Annotated in this window: 15 protein-coding genes and 1 pseudogene; 9 read left to right on the top strand and 7 right to left on the bottom strand. The window is 72.6% G+C overall.

Annotated elements, in window-relative coordinates; translation table 11 throughout:
- Window positions 1-40: 40 nt before the first annotated feature.
- From AB0C62_RS26390 to AB0C62_RS26375, 4 genes are all read right to left on the bottom strand, one after another.
- A complete protein-coding gene (locus AB0C62_RS26390) occupies window positions 41-1222 on the bottom strand; it encodes an ROK family transcriptional regulator (RefSeq protein WP_362977123.1) in 1182 nt (393 codons plus the stop codon).
- A gap of 239 nt (window positions 1223-1461) precedes the next feature.
- Window positions 1462-2136 carry a GntR family transcriptional regulator gene (locus AB0C62_RS26385; RefSeq protein ID WP_362977121.1) on the bottom strand — a complete coding sequence of 225 codons (675 nt, stop codon included), beginning with the start codon at window positions 2134-2136 and terminating at the stop codon, window positions 1462-1464.
- A gap of 177 nt (window positions 2137-2313) precedes the next feature.
- Window positions 2314-3261, bottom strand: a complete 948-nt coding sequence (locus AB0C62_RS26380; protein WP_362977119.1) for a beta-ketoacyl-ACP synthase III — start codon at window positions 3259-3261, stop codon at window positions 2314-2316.
- Between the two features lie 240 nt (window positions 3262-3501).
- Window positions 3502-4833 (bottom strand): OFA family MFS transporter, encoded by a 1332-nt coding sequence (locus AB0C62_RS26375; protein ID WP_362977117.1) that lies wholly within the window; start codon window positions 4831-4833, stop codon window positions 3502-3504.
- A gap of 277 nt (window positions 4834-5110) precedes the next feature.
- Here AB0C62_RS26375 and AB0C62_RS26370 point away from each other — a divergent pair, with 277 nt between their 5' ends.
- On the top strand, window positions 5111-6082 hold the full coding sequence (locus AB0C62_RS26370) for a 2-dehydropantoate 2-reductase (protein WP_362977115.1): 972 nt from the start codon (window positions 5111-5113) through the stop codon (window positions 6080-6082).
- Window positions 6083-6252: 170 nt separating this feature from the next.
- Window positions 6253-7116 carry a formate dehydrogenase accessory sulfurtransferase FdhD gene (gene fdhD, locus AB0C62_RS26365; RefSeq protein ID WP_362977113.1) on the top strand — a complete coding sequence of 288 codons (864 nt, stop codon included), beginning with the start codon at window positions 6253-6255 and terminating at the stop codon, window positions 7114-7116.
- Between the two features lie 72 nt (window positions 7117-7188).
- Here fdhD and AB0C62_RS26360 read toward each other — a convergent pair whose 3' ends face one another.
- A complete protein-coding gene (locus AB0C62_RS26360) occupies window positions 7189-8004 on the bottom strand; it encodes a LysR substrate-binding domain-containing protein (protein WP_362977111.1) in 816 nt (271 codons plus the stop codon).
- Window positions 8005-8144: 140 nt separating this feature from the next.
- On the opposite strand from AB0C62_RS26360, the gene AB0C62_RS26355 reads away from it, so the two are divergent.
- Entirely contained in the window at window positions 8145-8864 is a 720-nt protein-coding gene (locus tag AB0C62_RS26355; RefSeq protein WP_362977109.1) for an SDR family oxidoreductase, read from the top strand.
- Between the two features lie 419 nt (window positions 8865-9283).
- Here AB0C62_RS26355 and AB0C62_RS26350 read toward each other — a convergent pair whose 3' ends face one another.
- Entirely contained in the window at window positions 9284-9826 is a 543-nt protein-coding gene (locus AB0C62_RS26350) for an isochorismatase family protein (RefSeq protein ID WP_362977107.1), read from the bottom strand.
- Window positions 9827-10212: 386 nt separating this feature from the next.
- Here AB0C62_RS26350 and AB0C62_RS26345 point away from each other — a divergent pair, with 386 nt between their 5' ends.
- Both AB0C62_RS26345 and AB0C62_RS26340 read left to right on the top strand, forming a co-directional pair.
- Window positions 10213-12228 carry a sialidase family protein gene (locus AB0C62_RS26345; protein ID WP_362977105.1) on the top strand — a complete coding sequence of 672 codons (2016 nt, stop codon included), beginning with the start codon at window positions 10213-10215 and terminating at the stop codon, window positions 12226-12228.
- Window positions 12229-12238: 10 nt separating this feature from the next.
- Window positions 12239-13474 (top strand): DUF4185 domain-containing protein, encoded by a 1236-nt coding sequence (locus AB0C62_RS26340; protein ID WP_362977103.1) that lies wholly within the window; start codon window positions 12239-12241, stop codon window positions 13472-13474.
- Here the strand turns inward: AB0C62_RS26340 and AB0C62_RS26335 are convergent.
- A complete protein-coding gene (locus AB0C62_RS26335) occupies window positions 13410-14519 on the bottom strand; it encodes a bile acid:sodium symporter family protein (RefSeq protein WP_362977246.1) in 1110 nt (369 codons plus the stop codon). The two genes, AB0C62_RS26340 and AB0C62_RS26335, sit on opposite strands and share 65 nt — an antisense overlap.
- 185 nt (window positions 14520-14704) lie before the next feature.
- Between AB0C62_RS26335 and AB0C62_RS26330 the strand changes: the two genes are divergently transcribed.
- The 4 genes and pseudogenes from AB0C62_RS26330 to AB0C62_RS26315 all read left to right on the top strand — a co-directional run bounded on the left by AB0C62_RS26330 (window position 14705) and on the right by AB0C62_RS26315 (window position 19201).
- A complete protein-coding gene (locus AB0C62_RS26330; RefSeq protein ID WP_362977101.1) occupies window positions 14705-15577 on the top strand; it encodes a LysR substrate-binding domain-containing protein in 873 nt (290 codons plus the stop codon).
- 52 nt (window positions 15578-15629) lie between these two features.
- A pseudogene (locus tag AB0C62_RS26325) lies at window positions 15630-15956 on the top strand (MFS transporter); the annotation flags it as partial.
- A 424-nt stretch (window positions 15957-16380) separates the two neighbouring features.
- A complete protein-coding gene (locus AB0C62_RS26320; protein WP_362977099.1) occupies window positions 16381-18207 on the top strand; it encodes an AMP-binding protein in 1827 nt (608 codons plus the stop codon).
- 202 nt (window positions 18208-18409) lie between these two features.
- Window positions 18410-19201 (top strand): aldo/keto reductase, encoded by a 792-nt coding sequence (locus AB0C62_RS26315; RefSeq protein ID WP_362977244.1) that lies wholly within the window; start codon window positions 18410-18412, stop codon window positions 19199-19201.
- The last annotated feature ends 123 nt before the right edge of the window (window positions 19202-19324 follow it).

Genomic DNA, 19324 nt, shown 5'->3' with positions numbered 1-19324 from the left:
AGCCGGGCGTCGTGCCGGTGCTCCGTGGTGGGGGTGCGGGTTACGCGGGTGAGAAGAGGTGGTCGCTGATCAGCCGGGCTCCGCCGATGACTCCGGCGGTGGGGCCCAGCTCCCCGAGGACGATGGGCAGGTTGCCGGTCGCGAGCGGAAGCGACTGGCGGTAGACCTGGGTGCGGATCGTGGCGAGCAGGGTGTGGCCGAGACCTGTCACCCCGCCGCCGATCACCACCAGGCCCGGATTGAAGAAGCTGACGAGTGCGGCGATGACCTGGCCGGTGCGGTTGCCGCCCTCCCGGATCAGGTCGAGCGCGGTGGCGTCGCCCGCCGCGGCGGCGGCGGCGACGTCGACGGCGGTGAGGCCGCCGTTCGCCTCCAGCCGCGCGGCGAGTTCGGCCGACCGTCCCTGGTGGGCGGCGTCCAGGGCGTCGCGCGCGAGCGCGGCGCCGCTGAAGTGGGCCTCCAGGCAGCCCCGGTTGCCGCAGGCGCAGGGACGTCCGCCGGGAACGGCCTGGATGTGCCCGATGTCCCCCGCGCTGCCCGTCGCCCCGCGGTGCACCTCTCCGCCGACGACGATGCCGCAGCCGATGCCGGTGCCGATCTTGACGCAGAGGAAGTCGCCCACGGAGCGCGCGACGCCCGCGTGCTGCTCCCCCATCGCCATCAGGTTCACGTCGTTGTCGACCATGACCGGGCAGCCGAGTTCCTGGCTGAGTGCCTCGCGGACCGGGAAGCCGTCCCAGCCGGGCATGATCGGCGGGGCGACCGGTACGCCCTCGGGGAAGCGGACCGGTCCCGGGACGCCGATGCCGGCGCCGTCGAACCCCTCCGCGAACCCCGAGGCCTTCAACTTCGCTGCCATGCCGAGGACTTGTTCGAAGACCGCGACCGGGCCCTCGCGGACGTCCATGGGCTGGTTGATGTGTCCCAGGATCTCCAGTTCGGCGTTGGTGACGGCCACGTCGACCGAGGTCGCCCCGATGTCGACGCCCAGGAAGCGCAGCGCCGGCGCGAGCCGGATGTTGTGGGAGCGGCGACCGCCCCGGGAGGCGGCGAGGCCGTCGGCCACGACGAGCCCGGTCTCCAGGAGCCGGTCCACCTCGACGGCCAGTTTCGACCGGGACAGGTCGATCTGATCGCCGAGCTGTGCGCGGGAGTTGGGGCCGCCGTCACGCAACAGCCGCAGCAGCCGGGCCTGATGGGCGTTCGCGGGTCGTGCCGTCATCCGTCTCACGAGCCCCTCCCCGCCCCACCGGCCTGCGTCCGTCGGTTTCCGGCCACCCGCACCGGTCCGCTTTCGAGGGGAACGTAGCAGTGGCTGCCGGAGGTGGGAAGAAGTAGCGCAGCAATCGGCACCTACTTTCTCCACTCCGTGGACAAAGCCGGGCGTGCGGACATCCCTCGGACCGTCGACGGGGGTGTCGCGGACGGTCGGCGGGTCGGTCAACGCCGTTGTTCAGACGGTCACTTCGCGCGCTCGTGGTACATCTTCCGGGTGTGCTCCGTGTGGGCCCGCATGACCGCGGTGGCACGCTGACCGTCGCGTCCCGCGATCGCGGCGATCAGCTCGCGGTGCTCGATCCAGGACTGCCGGCCGCGCTGCCGGGCGACCGGTGTGTAGTACCAGCGGACCCGGCGGTCGACCTGCGCGGCGAGCTCCGCGAGCACCGCGTTCCCGGCGAGCTCCATGACCTTGGCGTGCAGCCGGGCGTTCAGCGCGACCGCGGCGTCCACGTCGTCGGCGGCCACCGCCCGCTCGCCCTCCGCGCACAGGTCCTCCAGCGCTCTGATCGCGTCGCTGCCCGCGTTGCCGGCGGCGAGCCGGGCCGCCTCGGCCTCCAGGAGCGTCCGCACCGTGAGGAGCTGGTCGGCCTCCTCCTCGGTCGGCTCGTGCACGAACGCGCCCTGGGCGGGCCGCAGATCGACCCAGCCCTCCGTGCTCAGACGCTGCAGCGCCTCCCGTACCGGCTGCCGGGACACCCCGAGGTGGCCGGCGAGTTCGCTCTCGACGAGGTGCTGGCCCGGCTGGAGGGCACGGGTGGTGATGAGTTCGAGCAGCGCCTCGTACACACGGTCGCGCAGTGGGCCGGGCCGTTCGAGCTTGGGTACCGCTCCCTGAGGCAGTCCTGCCGACAACATCACGGTCCCTCCTGGGCAGCGCCGTCGCCGCGATAGGGAAAGGCAATTATGAATTGTCTTTCGCCTACAGTCTACGGCGCACAAAGCCGCGCGGGCACGGGAGTTGGGCCTGTCACAGGGGTGGCCGGATCCCGGCCGGGGCGCGCCGGCAGCCCGGTCGGACCGCCGGGAGCCGGATCAGGGGCAGCGGACGACCTGTCCGGCGTACGAGAGGTTGCCGCCGAAGCCGAACAGCAGCACGGGGTCACCCTTGGAGATCTCGCCGCGCTCGACGAGCTTGGAGAAGGCGAGCGGGATGCTCGCGGCCGAGGTGTTCCCGGACTCGACGACGTCCCGTGCGACGACGGCGTTGACCGCGCCGATCTTCTGGGCGAGCGGCTCGATGATGCGCAGGTTCGCCTGGTGCAGGACGACGCCGGCGAGGTCCTCGGGGGTGAGGCCGGCGCGTTCGCAGGCCCTGCGGGCGATCGGCGGGAGCTGGGTGGTCGCCCAGCGGTAGACGCTCTGGCCCTCCTGCGCGAAGCGCGCGGGGGTGCCCTCGATGCGAACCGCGTGCCCCATCTCGGGCACCGAGCCCCACAGCACGGGGCCGATGCCGGGTTCCGCGCCCGGCGCCGAGGCCTCGACGACGGCGGCGCCCGCGCCGTCCCCGACCAGGACGCAGGTCGTGCGGTCGGTCCAGTCCGTCACTTCGGACATCTTGTCGGCGCCGATGACGAGCGCCCGGGTCGCGGCACCGGCGCGCACGGCGTGGTCGGCGGTGGCGAGGGCGTGCGTGAAACCGGCGCAGACGACGTTGACGTCCATGGCGGCCGGGGAGGGGATGCCGAGGCGGGCGGCGACCCGGGCGGCCATGTTCGGGGAGCGGTCGACGGCGGTGGACGTGGCGACGAGCACCAGGTCGATGTCGCCCGGCGTGAGCCCGGCGGCGGCGAGCGCCTTGGCGGCGGCGTGCGCGGCCAGCTCGTCGACCGGCTCGTCGGGCCCGGCGATGTGCCGCGTCCGGATACCGACCCGGCTCCTGATCCACTCGTCACTGGTGTCGACCAGGCCCGCCAGATCCTCGTTGGTGAGGATCTGGGCGGGCTGGTAATGGCCGACGGCGGCGATCCGTGAGCCGTTCATGAGTGGTCCCCCTCGTTGCCTTGGGTAGCGGGATCCACCAGTCTGATCAGTGACTCACGGGTACGACGGCAGGTGATGCCACAGGATCTGGGCGCCAGGCTTGTCGGCTTCTGTCAGACTCTCGGACGCCCGAACACTCATCCGCTGAACAGTTGTGTCACTTTCTGTACCAGCTCGTAGACGCCGTAGCACAGGGGTGCGCCCACCCAGAGCCAGGCGAAGGCGATGAGCGGTCGCCGGTCAGGCGGACTCGGGCTGCTGTCGTGCGACATCGGCTGCCTCCCTCGGTGCGGGGACGTGGTGGCGGGGGTGGACGGGCCGCACGAACTCGTTGGCGACGAAGCCTACGACGAGCAGCCCGATCATGATCAGGAACGACATGCCGTACAGGGAAGCGCCGTGTTTGCCGGCCGCCTCCTGGTGGTCCGCGATCCGGTTGACGATGAGCGGTCCGAGAACGCCCGCCGTGGACCAGGCGGTGAGCAGCCGCCCGTGGATCGCGCCGACCTGGTAGGTGCCGAAGAGGTCCTTCAGGTAGGCCGGGACGGTGGCGAAGCCCCCGCCGTAGAAGGAGAGGATCACCAGGGCGCCGATGACGAACAGCGGCTTGGAGGAGTCCCCGAACCAGGCGATGAGCGCGTACATGAGCGCGCCGACGCCGAGGTAGACGCGGTAGATGTTCTTGCGTCCGATCAGGTCGGAGGTCGAGGACCAGCCGATCCGGCCGGCCATGTTGGCGGCGGACAGCAGGGCGACGAAGCCGGCGGCCGCGGAGACGGACACGGGGGTGGAGGTGTCGGCGAAGAAGTCCGTGATCATCGGGGCGGCCTTCTCCAGGATGCCGATGCCCGCGGTCACGTTCATGCAGAGCACGATCCACAGGCACCAGAACTGCGGGGTGCGCACCGCGCTGCGTGCCGAGACCTGGACGCCGTCGAGCGCGCTCGGCCCGGAGGCGACCGGCCGCTCGCCGCGCGGCACGCGCACCAGCAGCACACCGAGCGTCATGAAGACGGCGTACGTCAGTCCGTGCACGAGGAACGCGAGGGCGATGCCGGAGGAGTCGGACCCGAAGGACTTCAGCATCTGGGCGGACCAGGGCGAGGCGATCAGCGCGCCGCCCCCGAAGCCCATGATCGCGATGCCGGTGGCCATGCCGGGCCGGTCCGGGAACCACTTGATCAGGGTGGACACCGGCGATATGTAGCCGATGCCGAGGCCTATCCCGCCGACGAATCCGTAGCCGAAGACGATCAGCCAGTACTGCTCGGTGGCGGCGCCGAGCGCGGAGATCAGGAAGCCGGAGGAGAAGCAGACGAGGGCGACGGTCATCGCCCAGCGCGGGCCGTTGCGCTCGACGAGCGTGCCGCCGAACGCGGCGGACAGACCGAGCATCACGATGCCGAGCTGGAAGGGCAGCGCGCTCTCCGTCCCGCTGAGACCGAGCGCGGACTCGAGCGGCGGCTTGAAGACGCTCCAGGCGTAGGCCTGGCCGATGGAGAGGTGGACCGACAGGGCGGCCGGCGGGACGAGCCAGCGGCTCCAGCCGGGGGGTGCGACAGGGGGGCTCATGATCCGGAACGATAGGAAGCGGTTGCCCGGCTGGGAACCCGCGTGACGCGAACCGTCGGGACGTGTGCGACGAGCGGTCCTCCTGACGCGACGAACGGTCGCGGACGCGGGCCGAGCGGGTCCGCGGACGCCGGCAGGGTCGCGCCCGTGGCCGATTCACCTCCTTCGCCCGGTGGTTGTCGAATCCCTTGCCGCCAGTCATTCCATCCTGTAGACAATATTTCGTCGACAAGTTCGGAAGTTCCTCGGTACCCTCGACCGAACGGAGCGCCACACAGTGAGAGTCGCAGTTCTCGGCGCCGGTGCGATCGGCGCCTACGTCGGCGCCGCGCTGCACCGAGCGGGCGCCGACGTGCATCTCGTGGCCCGTGGACCGCATCTCGCGGCCATGAGGCAGCACGGCGTCCAAGTCCTCAGCCCGCGCGGCGACTTCACCGCCCGGGCCCACGCCACCGACGACCCGGCCGAGATCGGTCCGGTCGACTACGTCTTCCTCGGCCTCAAGGCCAACTCGTACGCGGCGTGCGGGCCGCTCATCGAGCCGTTGCTGCACGACACCACGGCGGTGATCGCCGCCCAGAACGGCATCCCCTGGTGGTACTTCCACCGGCACGGCGGACCCCACGACGGTCACCGTGTGGAGAGCGTGGACCCCGGCGGCGCGGTCAGTGCGGTGCTCGCGCCCGAGCGGGCCATCGGCTGCGTCGTGTACGCCGCGACGGAACTGGAGGGGCCCGGCGTCGTCCGTCACCTCGAAGGCACCCGGTTCTCCATCGGGGAGCCGGACCGGTCGGTGTCGGCGCGCTGCCTGGCGTTCGGCGACGCGATGCGGGAGGGCGGGCTGAAGTGCCCGGTCGAACCGGATCTGCGCAACGACATCTGGCTCAAGCTGCTCGGCAACATCTCCTTCAACCCGATCAGCGCACTCGCCCGCGCCACGATGCGGCAGATGTGCCTGCACGGCGGGACGCGCAGGGTCATCGAGATCATGATGACCGAGACGCTGAGCGTCGCCGAGGCACTCGGCTGCGAGGTGGGGGTGTCCATCGAGCGGCGCCTCGCGGGCGCCGAGCGGGTCGGGGACCACCGCACCTCCACGCTCCAGGACCTGGAGCGCGGCAAACCGCTGGAACTCGACGTGCTGCTCGCGGCCGTCGTGGAACTCGCCGAGATCACCGGGGTGCCGGTGCCGACCCTGCGCACCGTCCACGCCATCTCGGACCTGCTCGCGCTGCGGACGGCGGCATGAGCGCGGAGCGGGCCGCGGGGCCGGGCGGCATGCGGTCCGCTCCGTCCGTGCAGGACAATGAGGGCCTGACGGTCACCCGGTCGCGCGACGGGCCGGTGACCCGCACGGCAACCGCCGCATGAAGGGCCTCTCCGGCCGGCCGCACGGACAGAACCGGGACTGATCAGGACATGGGACGAGTCACGGAACGACGCAAGGTGATCCGCATCCGGGACGGGGCCGTGAACACCCGCCCCGACACGCTGGTCGCCGAGGAGCCGCTGGAGATCCGCCTCAACGGCAAGCCCCTCGCCATCACGATGCGCACCCCGGGCGACGACTTCGCCCTCGCGGCGGGCTTCCTGGTCAGCGAGGGGGTGCTCGGCGCGGCCGAGGAGCTGCAGAACATCGTGTACTGCGCGGGCGCCACCGTGGACGGCTCCAACAGCTACAACGTCGTCGACGTGACGACCGCGCCGGGCGTCGTCATCCCCGACATCACGCTCGAACGCAACGTGTACACGACGTCCTCCTGCGGCCTGTGCGGCAAGGCGAGCCTCGACGCGGTCCGCACCACGGCCCGCTGGCCCGTCGACGACACGGCGGGCGACACGACTCCCCCGGTACGGCTGGAGCCCGAGCTGCTCGCGCGCCTCCCCGACCGGCTGCGCGCGGCCCAGCGGGTCTTCGACCGGACCGGGGGTCTGCACGCGGCGGCGCTGTTCACCGAGGAGGGCGAGCTGGTGGACGTCCGCGAGGACGTGGGCCGGCACAACGCGGTCGACAAGCTGGTCGGCCGCGCCCTGCAGAACGGCACGCTCCCGCTGTCCCGGACGGTCCTGCTGGTCTCCGGCCGGGCCTCCTTCGAGCTGGCGCAGAAAGCGGTGATGGCCGGCATCCCGGTGCTGGCGGCGGTCTCCGCCCCGTCGTCGCTCGCGGTCGACCTGGCCGCGGAGACCGGCCTGACCCTGGTCGGCTTCCTGCGCGGCTCCAACATGAACGTGTACGCGGGCGAGCACCGGATCGCTCTGCGGGCCGAGGCCGCCCAGGGCTGACCCGGCTCCCCGCGACACGGCGGCGGGGCCCCGAACGGCGGGGTGCGCCCCCTGCGCCGGAGGGGCCCCGCCTCAGCCGCGTACCCCCGCGACCTCGGCGAACGCGGCGACCAGGGGGGCGCGGCGGCCCGCCTCCCAGGCGAGGAACACCTGGTCGGGCGCGGCGTCCGTGACGGGCACGTAGGTGATGTCGGGCCGGGAGTACTGCGCCGCCACCGACTCCGGTACGAGCGTGATGCCGGCGCCGCCCGCCACGCGCTCGAACTTCTCCTCGACGGTCCTGATCGGTGTGTCGTCCGGGCCGGGGTCGGAGTAGCGCAGCCAGGTCTCGCCGTCCAGGTCGCCGAGCAGGAGTTCCTGCTTCCCGGCGAGCCGGTGGGCGGCCGGGAGCATGGCGACCCTGGCCTCGCCGAACAGGGGCAGCAGCGTGAGTCCCCGCTCGTCGACGGGCCTGCGGACGTAGGCGACGTCGACGGTCCCGTCGAGGATCAGCTGTTCCTGGTCGTCCCACTCGACGCGACGGGCGGCCACGTCGACGTCGGGATGGCCGGCGGAGAAGGCGCGCAGGGCGTGGGTGACGACCACCCCGGCCCGGAAGCCCACGACGAGCCGGCGCGGGCCGCGCGCCGCACGGTGCGCCCGGCGCCGGGCGGCCTCGGCCGCGGCGAGCAACGGGCGCGAGTCGTCGAGGAGTTGACGTCCGGCGGCCGTCAACCGCACCCCGTGGCTGTCGCGGTCGAGGAGCACCGCGTCCACGTCCTTCTCCAGGGCCCTGATCTGACGGCTCAGCACCGGCTGGGCGATGTGCAGCCGCTCCGCCGCGCGTCCGAAGTGCAGCAGTTCGGCCACCGTCACGAAGTAACGGACCTTGCGCAGGTCGAGATCCACGGCCGCCCCTTTCGTCCACACGGTGGCGATGCCTTCAGGGTATCGCCGGCGCCGCAAGAGGTCTTGGACGGCGGGGCGGGGCCGCGCGCAGGCTTGCAGACACCGGGGTGGCCCCGGGGAAGACGCGGAAGGGAACGGACATGGGTCTGCGAGGACAGCGGGTCGTCGTGATCGGCGGTACGGCGGGGATCGGGTTCGCGGTCGCGGAGGCGGCCGCGCGGGAGGGGGCGGAGGTGGTGGTCGCCTCCCGCCGCCGGGAAGGTGTGGAGGCGGCGCTGAAGAGGCTGCCCGCGGGCGCCGAGGGGGAGGTGCTGGACGCCACCGACGAGCAGGCCGTCCGGGAGTTCTTCGGCCGGGTCGGCGCGTTCGACCACCTCGTGTACACGGCCGGTGAGTCCCTGCTGCTGGAAACCCTCGCCGAGTCGGACCTGACGCGGGCCCGGGGCTTCCTGGACACCCGGCTGTGGGGCGCGTACACGGCCGTGAAGCACGGCGCTCCGGTGATCCGGGAGGGCGGCTCGGTGGTCCTGACGACCGGTACGGCCGGGCGCCGGCCCCTGCCGGGGACGACCGTCGCGGCGAGCCTGTGCGGGGCGATGGAGTCGCTCACCAGGGCCCTCGCCCTGGAGCTCGCGCCGCTCCGGGTGAACGCCGTCTCGCCGGGGGTGGTGCGCACGGAGCTGTGGCGGGACCTGCCGGCCCAGGACCGCGACGGGCTGTTCGCGTCCGCCGCCGCTTCCCTGCCCGTCGGCCGGGCGGGCGAACCGGAGGATGTCGCGGAGGCCTACCTGTACCTGATGCGCGGCGGCTACACCACGGGATCGGTGGTCGTGGTGGACGGGGGCGGGGTGCTGGTCTGAGGCCCGGCCGGACGGACGGCGCCGGACCGAAGCAGGGCGCCGGACCGGGAGGCCGGTCCGGCGCGCACAGTGGGCCGGCGCGACCGATGGGACCGCGAGACCGGTGGGACGCGCAGCACAATGAGGCGCATCCCACCGGTACCGCATCCCGACGCCCGGGATGCTCGCCGGCATCGCACCGGAGTCCGCGCGTCGCACCGCTCCGCACATCGCGACGCCAGGGACACCCGCCGGCATCGCACCGGATTCCGCACGTCACCAGGAGGTCGTACGCGGTGGGCCACCGGCGCCCGCGGCTCACCTCGGCGGGCGCACCGGCCCTCGCCGCCCGCCGTGACGCGACGCGGCACACCGGCTCTCCCGGCAGGCACCCGCGCTTCGCCGCGCGACGCGGCACACCGGCTTCCCCCGGCCGCCGCTCACCGTGCCGTGAAGCGCACCTCCGCCGCTGCCACGACGGTGCCGAGGCGGGGGAAGTCCAGCCGGACGGAGGCGTCGTGCTCGGGGGCGGTGAACGCGGCCATCGCGTCCTCGACGAAGACGAGGTCGTAGCCGAGGTCTCCGGCGGCGCGCGCGGTCGACTCGACCCCGAGGTTGGTGGCGATCCCACCGAACACCAGGGTGGAGACACCGTGTTCGCGCAGCTTGTCGTCGAGACCGGTGCCCTGGAACCCGCCGATGGTCCGCTTCACGATCTCCAGGTCGCCCGCCTCGGCGAGCCCGGCGACGAGTCCGCTGCCGGGGGGCTGCTCGGGCACTCCGGACCGCTCGACCCGGACGAGCACGACGAGCGCGCCCGCCTTGCGGAAGGTGGCCGCCAACTCCTCTGCGGTGGCGAGGACTTCGGTGCCCTTGTGGGGCGCCAGGGGCAGCGCCACGATGCGCTCCATCAGATCGACGAGCACGAGGGCGGTGCACGCCGGATCGAGGGCGAGGCGGGGTTCGGCTTCGGGTGCGGTCATGACGGAACGTTAGCCCGCATCAGCCGTCCGTACCGGAAATCCGGATCAACAAGCCCGTGAACTGCTCCCGCCGGGGCCGTCGGGCGTGGCACGGCCGGCCGGGACGGCCCGCGTTCCCGCGGTCCGCGCCCTCCGCCGTACGGCCACGAACCGACACGCGCGGCCGTGCCGCGTCCGGTCCTCCCGGGGCGGGCCGAGGCAAGGTGATCTTGCGCCCGAACGCTCCGCCCGCTCGCCGTCGGCAGCCGAAAATCTGGCGTGAACACGACCGGTGCACGCTCCTTGTGAGGTGGGCGAGGGCCCAAGTAGCGTCTGCGGCGCGAACGTTGGACGTGGGATGTCCAGAGAATCCGGATTGCCCCGCCGTACGAAGGGCAGGTCGCAGCATGCCGTCACGCCTCCGCAGCCGTCTGAGATCCGCACTCGCCGCGCGACCGGGCCCGCGTTTCACCGCCCGCCGGCGGCCCGTCTCGGCCCCCGGCCCGCGCCGCCGCTCCCGCACCCGTCCGGGCGCCGCGCTCACCGCCCTCTCGGCCGCCGCCGCACTGCTCACACTGCCCGGCACGGCACACGCCTCACCGGCCGATACGGCCACGGCCGCCCCCACCAGCGCCAGCGCCACCGCCACCGCCACCGCGCCCGGTACGTTCGAGCAGCAGGTGCTGTTCAAGGCCTCCCAGGACCCGGGTTACGCCTGCTTCCGCATCCCGTCCGTCGTGCGGACCACGGACGGAACGCTGCTGGCGTTCGCCGAGGGGCGCGTCCTGAACTGCGGTGACGCGGCGGACATCGACATCGTGGTGAAGCGCTCCGGCGACGGCGGACGCACCTGGAGCCCGCTGCGGGTCGTCAACGACGGGGGCGGCGACACCCACGGCAACCCCACGCCGGTCGTCGACCGCGAGACGGGCCGGATCCTGCTCGCCGAGACGTACAACACGGGCCGGACCGACAGCGCGAGCTGCTCGGTGCCGTGCGACCGCACCCCGCACCTCCAGTACAGCGACGACGACGGTCTCACCTGGTCGCAGCCGCGCGACCTGAGCGACGAGATCCTGCCCGCGACCTGGAACTCCTGGTACGCCACCGGCCCGGTGCACGGCATCCAGCTCACCCACGGACGCCACGCGGGACGCCTCGTCTTCGCCGTCAACACCGAGACGTGGGACGGCGGTCGGGTCACGGCCAACAACGCCGCGCTCATCACCAGCGACGACGGCGGCGACCACTGGGACATCGGCGCGCGGGACTCCTGGCCGATCGCGGACGACGGGGCCTTCCGGCAGAAGCCGTCCGAGATGACACTCACCGAGCGGACCGACGGGTCGGTCCTGGTCAGCGGCCGCGAGCAGGACGGCACCGACCTGGGCCACCGCACCCAGGCGGTGAGCCGGGACGGCGGCGACAGCTTCGTGTCGCCCTTCGCCGCCGTCCCCGACCTGTACGCGCCCCAGGTGCAGGGCTCGGTCCTGCGCGTCGGCGACCGGATCCTGCTGGCCTGCCCGGGCGACCCGGACCGCCGCCGGACCATGATGATCCGCTCCTCCTACGACGGCGGGCGCACCTGGGACAGCGTCGACCGCGGGACCGTCGTGACCTCCGACTGGTCGGGCTACTCCGACCTGGTGCGGATCGACGGCGACGCGGTGGGCCTGCTCTACGAGGGTGGCGCGGTCGACGCACGCGACGAGATCCGCTTCGCCCGCTTCACCGAGGACTGGCTCCGGCCCCGTCGGGGCCCCGACCCGACGACCGCCGACCTCGTGCCGTTCGCCCGGCGGGCCGTGGTCCTCGGCGGCGCCCACGAGACGGCGGGCGTCCGCGGCGGCGCGCTGGAGTTCGACGGCACCGACGACGCCGTACGTCTGCCCTACAGCAGCCGACTGCCGCTGGGGACAAAGGACTTCACGGCCTCCCTGTGGTTCCGCTACACGGCGGCCAGCGGTGAACAGCCCCTGCTGTGGATGGGCGGGATCGGTACGACGCAGCCGCAGGTGTGGGTGCGCGGGGAGCCCGCGTCCGGCCGGATCACCGGTCTCATCACCACAAGGAACGGTGCGGCGGCCCCGGCCACCGCGTCCGTGCGGACCACGGGCGCGTACAACGACGGCCAGTGGCACCATCTGGCGCTGCGCCGCGGCGGCGGACAGCTCACCCTGTCCGTCGACGGATCGGCCGTGAGTACCGCGGACGTGCCCGGATCGGTCAGCCGGAACGCACCGTTCGGGGTGCACATCGGCCAACGGATGGACAGCCGGGCGTACTTCACCGGCACCCTCGACGACGTGCGCGTCCACGACCGGGCGTTGAGCGACGCCGAACTGGCGGCGGAGCCCGCGGCACACGCCACCCGCGACACCGTCCTGTGGCTCCCCATGGACCGGGTGGGCGGGGGCCACTAACGTCCCGTGCGTGCCCGACGACGCACGAACGCGACGGCGGACCGGGACCGGGCTCGGCGTGCTGCTGGCCCTGGTCTCGGCCGCCGTGCTGCTCACCGCCCTCCCGGACCACGACCGGGAGGGCGGCGGCACGTGCGCCGCCCGCGGTGTGCGGTCCTGGTCCGCGGACGCTCGGCACACGGACGCGTTCGCGCGGTACGGGGACGACGCCGGCCGCGCCGACGACTGGACCGGCGGCGACGGAACCCATTCGGTGCGGCTGCCGGACGGCCGGACGCTGTGGCTGTTCTCGGACACCTATCTCGGGCCCGTGTACGCACCGCCGAACCCGGTCGGCGAGTCGTACGCCTGGCGTGACGTGAGCACGCCCCTGGTGCGCAACGCGGCGGTCGTGGCGGCGCGCGACGGCACGCCGGAGAGCACGCTGCCCGCGCCCCTCTTTCCCGACCCGGCCCCGCAGCAGTGGCGCTGGCCGGTGGCGGCCCGCGTCGAACCCCGCTCCCCCGCCTCCGGCGAGCAGGTCCTGCGTGTCCTGCTGTGGACGCGCGCCACCGGCCCGGCGCCCTGGATCTACGGGGTGCCCACGTCCACCGAGGTCGCCACGCTGTCCCTGCCGGGACTCCGCCTCGAAGGCGTCACCACGGTCCTGGACCAGCGTTCCGTGCCCGACGCCTCCCGGCGGGTCCTCTTCGGCACCACCGCCGTCGACGCCGGCGGCTGGACGTACGTCTTCGGCGGTGACGACGGCCGCGCCGCCGGGCGCTCCGCCTCGCGGGCGTACGTGGCGCGGGTGCCGCGCGGCCGGCTCGGTGAGCCGGGGGCCTGGGAGTACTGGGACGGCAGGGCGTGGACGGTGCGCGGGCGTCCCGCGCCGGTGCTCGGGAACAGCCGGAGCACCGGCGTGGGCAGCGCGTTCAGCGTCGTGCGGGACGGCGGCACGTACGTCCTGTTCACCATGGCGGCGGGCACCGCGGGCCTGACCACGGTCACCTCCTACTGGGCGTGCGCCCCCACCGGGCCCTGGCACGGGCCCACCCGCGGTTTCAGCCCGCCGCTGCCGCGGGGCGAGGTGGCCGCGTACAACCCGCAGGCGCATCCCGAGCTGGGCGAGGGCGGGCGCATCGTGCTGAGCTACGACGTCAACTGGCTGGACGCCACGGGCGGTGCGGCGCAGACGAACCTCAGCCGGAACGTGTCCCTGTACCGACCGCGCTTCGTGACGCTGCGCCTGGGGGCGCCTTCCTAGCGCTCCCGGCCGAGCCGGTGGTGCCGCCCGCGCCGCGTGTTCCGCCGGTGCCCGTCGTCGTGTCCGGGCGGTCCGGGCCGGTTCCGTCGGCCGGTCCCGTCGCCTCGGGGTCGCGGGCGCGGCGCTTGGCGATCACCGCGCACACCATCAGCTGCATCTGGTGGAAGAGCATCAGCGGCAGCACGGCGAGCGAGGCGTGCGCGCCGAACAGGACGCTGGCCATGGGGAGTCCGGAGGCGAGCGACTTCTTCGACCCGGCGAACTGGATGGCGATCCGGTCCTCCCGGCCGAAGTGCAACGCCTTGCCTCCGTACCAGGTGAGAGCCAGCATCACGGCGAGCAGCACCGCCTCGACGACCAGGAGTCCCGCCAGCCGGACGGCGCTGACCTGGTGCCAGATGCCCTGCACCATGCCCTCGCTGAACGCGGTGTAGACGACGAGCAGGATCGAGCCGCGGTCGACGTACCCGAGGACCTTCTTGTGCCGGGTGATGAACGCGCCGATCCAGGGCCGCAGCACCTGTCCGGCGACGAAGGGCACGAGCAGTTGCAGCACGATCTTGACGAGCGAGTCGGCGGAGAACCCGCCGCCGCTGTTGCCGAGCAGGGCGGCGGCGAGCAGGGGTGTGATGACGATGCCGGCCAGCGAGGAGAAGGAGCCCGCGCAGATCGCGGCGGGCACGTTGCCGCGCGCGATCGAGGTGAAGGCGATCGACGACTGGATGGTCGAGGGGACGAGCGTGAGGAAGAGCAGGCCCGTGTACAGGTCGTGCGTCAGGAACACCGGGACCAGGCCGCGGGCGGCGAGGCCGAGCAGCGGGAACACCACGAAGGTGCACACCAGCACCGTGGTGTGGAGCCGCCAGTGCTTGACGCCCTCCACCGCCTCACGGGTCGACAGGCGGGCGCCGTACAGGAAGAAGAGGAACGCGATCGCCGCCGTGGACGCCCCCGAGGCGACGTCCGCTCCCGTACCGCTCGCCGGGAACAGGGCGGCGAGCCCCACGGTCCCGAGCAACAGCAGGATGTACGGATCGATCGGCATCCAACTCGGCCACTGCAGGCGTTTCACGGTGCTCCACTACTCGTTCGGTGCGTCGGTCGGGGCCGGCGGAGGTGCCGTTCGGGCCGGCCCGGGTCGTGCCCTCTCCATCGTCCTCTCCCCCTCCGCGATCGGGAATCCTTCACACCGCTCTGACTGTCATCACGTTCCACGATAACGTGATCGACATGTACGACCCTTCGCAGCTGCGTACGTTCCTGGCGGTGGCGCAGACCCTCAGCTTCACGCAGGCCGCCCGGCGGCTCGGGGTGCGCCAGTCGACGGTCAGCCAGCATGTGCGCCGGCTGGAGGACGCGGCCGGACGGCAGTTCTTCTCCCGGGACACGCACTCCGTGGAACTCACCGAGGACGGCGAGGCGATGCTCGGGTTCGCGCGCCGGATCCTGGAGGTGCAGGAGCAGGCCACGGCGTTCTTCGCCGGGACGCGGCTGCGCGGCCGGCTGCGCTTCGGGGCCTCCGAGGACTTCGTGCTGACCCGGCTGCCGGAGATCCTGGAGGGGTTCCGCTCCGACCATCCCGAGGTGGACCTGGAACTGACGGTCGAGCTGTCGGGCACCCTGCACGAGCGGTTGGCGGCGGGCCACCTCGACCTGGTGCTGGCGAAGCGGCGGCCCGAGGACCCGGTCGGCCAACTCGTCTGGCACGACCACCTGGTGTGGATCGGCGCCCCGCGGCTGCGTCTCGACCCCGACCGCCCGGTGCCGCTGATCGTCTATCCGCCGCCGGGCATCACCCGGGCCCTCGCGCTGGAGGCGCTGGAACGCCAGGGCCGGTCCTGGCGCATCGCCTGCACCAGCGGCAGCCTGAACGGGCTGATCGCCGCGGCCCGCGCGGGTCTCGGCGTGATGGCCCACTCCCGGGGGCTCGTGCCGCCGGGGCTGGCCCGGGTCCCGGAGCGGGCGGGCCTGCCCACGCTGGGCGAGGTGGACTTCGTGCTGGTGCACGGGCATCGGAGGCCGTCGGCGCAGGGGGCGGCGGACGCGCTCGCGGCGGTGATCCTGGCGGGCGGGGACCGGCTGCACCGGGGGCGTCGGGGCTGAGGGCGGTCAGCGGATCCGGGTGTACGTGAGCTGCTTGACCCGGCGCAGGAACGGCGGCGCGGTGAACACCGTCCGGCAGCTCGGGTACGCGCTCGGGGTGGCCGTCTTCGGGACCGTGCTGATCTCCCGGATGCGGGAGACGCTGTCACAGGACGCGGCGCACACGCTGGCGGGCGGCGGCGCCGGGGCACTGCGGGGCACCGTCCCCGAGCACACGCTGCGGGCCGCGTTCGCCTCGCGGCTCGACACGGCCTCGGTGGCGGCCGGGCTGACCGCCCTGGCCGCGGGCGCGCTCGTCCTGATCCTGGTCCGGACACCGCGCGCCGCGGCGAGCCCGGCGGGCACCCCAGCGGAGAAGGTGCCGGCGTCCCGGGCCTGAGCCCCCCGGAGCCGGTCCCGCCCCGCCGGGACCGGCTCGACACGCGCTCACCGGGCGGCCCGGCGCGCCGGTCGGGGCCGCCCTCGCCCGGGACGGAGGGCCTCCCCCGGGCCGGGACCGTGGCGGCCTGGCGGGGGTTCACGAGGCCCGCGGAGAGGGTTCACACGGCGGTGGGAGGGGGAGGATCACCCTCCGACGCGGGTGGCGCCGCGGACTGGTCCGGGGTCGTACAGATTCCGTGGAGATTGCGGACCCGAAACCTACGGAACCGTAGGCACTTCTGTCCGACCCTTCCCCTTGTGCGGGCATTTCCTCGGCTGACCAGTGCGGACGCCGTGCCCCTCGGCGGTTCGAGCCCCCTCCCGTCCGGTCGCGGGGTGGGGTAGCTTTCACGGCGCTGTGCGGAGCGCCACGAGGAGCGGTATTGCGCGAGTTCACCAACCCCCCGTTGGCGTCGGCGCCGCCGGTGGGCGGCCTGGCCGACGTCGTCTTCGAGTATGCCCAGGAGGACCCGCTGCGCATCGCGCTCGGCCGCAAGGACGAGCGGGGAGAGTGGCGCGACGTCACCGCTGCCGAGTTCCGCGACGAGGTCCTGGCCCTGGCCAAGGGCCTGCTCGCCCAGGGCGTCCGGTTCGGCGACCGCGTCGCCATCATGTGCCGCACCCGCTACGAGTGGACGCTCTTCGACTTCGCCCTGTGGACGGTCGGCGCCCAGGTGGTGCCCGTCTATCCCACGTCCTCCGCCGAGCAGGTCTTCTGGATGCTGCACGACGCGCAGGTGTCGGCGGTCATGGTGGAGCACGAGGACCACGCGATGACCATCGCCACGGTCGTGGACCGACTGCCCACGCTGCAGCAGCTGTGGCAGCTCGACGCGGGCGCGGTGCACGAGCTGTACGAGGCCGGGGCGCACATCGACGACGACGTGGTGCATCGGCACCGCCGCGCCGTCACCCCCGAGTCGACCGCGACGATCATCTACACCTCGGGCACCACCGGGCGGCCCAAGGGCTGTGTCCTGTCGCACGAGAACTTCATGTTCGAGGCGGACACCGTCATCGAGCGCTGGGAGCCGGTGTTCCACTCCAAGCGCGGCGACGAGGCGACCACCCTGCTGTTCCTGCCGCTCGCACATGTCTTCGGGCGGATGGTGCAGGTGGCCGCGGTGCGCGGGAGGGTCAAGTTCGGGCACCAGCCGCAGCTGAACGCGGCCGCGCTGCTGCCGGACCTGGCGGCCTTCCGGCCCACCTTCTTCCTGGCCGTGCCGTACATCTTCGAGAAGGTCTTCAACGCCGCCCGCCGCAAGGCCGAGAAGGAAGGCAGATCGGGGCCCTTCGAGAAGGCCGTCGACATCGCCGTGCGCTACGCGGACGCCGTCGAGTCGAAAGCCTGGGGCATCGGCCCCGGCCCCTCCGCGAGCCTGCGCATGCAGCACCAGGTCTTCGACAAGCTCGTCTACTCCAAGGTGCGGGCCGCGATGGGCGGCCGGGTCAAGCACGCCATGTCGGGCGGTTCGGCGATGGACCGGCGGCTCGGACTGTTCTTCGCGGGCGCGGGCGTCGTCATCTACGAGGGCTACGGGCTCACCGAGTCCACGGCCGCCGCGACCGCCAACCCGCCCGAGCGCACCCGGTTCGGCACCGTCGGACAGGCCATCCCGGGCACCACCGTGCACATCGCGGACGACAGTGAGATCTGGCTGCACGGCGGCAACGTGTTCCACGGCTACCTCAACAACGACAAGGCCACGGACGCCACCCTGCACGACGGCTGGCTCGCCACCGGTGACCTCGGTTCCCTGGACGAGGACGGCTACCTCACCATCACCGGGCGCAAGAAGGAGATCCTGGTGACCTCCGGCGGCAAGAGCGTCTCGCCGGGCGTACTGGAGGAGCGGGTGCGCGACCATCCGCTGGTCGCGCAGTGCATCGTGGTCGGCAACGACCGCCCGTACATCGCCGCGCTCGTCACCCTCGACTCCGAGGCGGTCGAGCACTGGCTCCAGATGCGCGGCAAGCCGCAGCTGGCCGCCGGCGACCTGGTGCGCGACGCCGATCTGGAGACCGAGGTGCGGCGCGCCGTGGTCGCCGCGAACACCCTGGTCTCGCAGGCCGAGTCGATCCGTACGTTCCGGATACTGGCCCACCAGTTCACCGAGGAGCACGGCCTGCTGACCCCGTCGCTGAAGCTGAAGCGCAAGGCGATCGAGAAGGCGTACACGTCGGAGGTCGAGGCGCTGTACCGGGCGTAGCGGCCGGACGGCGCGGGAAACGGCGGTCGGCGGGGGCCGGCGCGGTGGGCCTTTCGGCCAATCTGTATTTCACAGGACCACGGGCCCGGTCAGGAATGCATCACGGGCCGTGATCGTTGACCATGGCAGAACCACCCGACGACTGAAGGATCGAGAGCTCGTGAGCAAGGTCCCCCCGATCATCCTGAACAACGGCGTCGAGATGCCGCAGCTGGGCTTCGGTGTCTGGCAGGTGCCGGACGACGAGGCGGAGCGGGCGGTCGCCACCGCGCTGGAGTCCGGGTACCGCAGCATCGACACCGCGGCGATCTACGGCAACGAAGAGGGCACCGGCAAGGCCATCGCCGCGTCGGGCGTCCCGCGCGAGGAGCTCTTCGTCACCACCAAGCTCTGGAACAGCGACCAGGGGTACGACTCCACCCTGCGCGCCTTCGACACCTCGCTGGAGAAGCTCGGCCTGGACCACGTGGATCTGTACCTGATCCACTGGCCGATGCCGTCCCGCGGCACGAACATCGACTCGTTCAAGGCCTTCGAGAAGATCTACGCCGACGGCCGCGCCAAGGCCATCGGCACATCCAACTTCCTGCCGGAGCACCTGGCGAAGCTGATCGACGAGACGTCCGTCATCCCGGCCGTCAACCAGATCGAGCTGCACCCGCACCTCCAGCAGAACGCCGCTCGTGAGTTCCACGCGGAGCAGGGCATCGCGACCGAGGCCTGGTCCCCACTGGGCCAGGGCAAGGGCCTCCTGGAGGTTCCGGCGATCGTCGCCATCGCCCAGAAGCACGGCCGCACCCCCGCACAGGTCGTACTGCGCTGGCACATCCAGCTCGGCAACGTCGTGATCCCGAAGTCCGTGACCCCGTCGCGGATCAAGGAGAACATCGACGTCTTCGACTTCTCCCTGGACACCGAGGACATCGCGGCCATCTCCGCTCTGAACGAGGACCGCCGGCTCGGCCCGGACCCGGCCACGTTCGAGATCGGCTGACCGGCCCGCACCGACCACCACCGTCGGCCCGGACGCTTCGACGCGTCCGCGCTGCACTGAACCGGGCTTGACGTTGTCGGTGTCGAGGTCCGTGTCACGGGAGGTGACGGAGGGGCCCGTACC

Source organism: Streptomyces sp. NPDC048643, assembly GCF_040650615.1.
Lineage (GTDB): Bacteria > Actinomycetota > Actinomycetes > Streptomycetales > Streptomycetaceae > Streptomyces.
The sequence above is the reverse complement of the archived record's forward strand: the minus strand, read 5'-3'. Positions and strand labels throughout refer to the sequence as shown.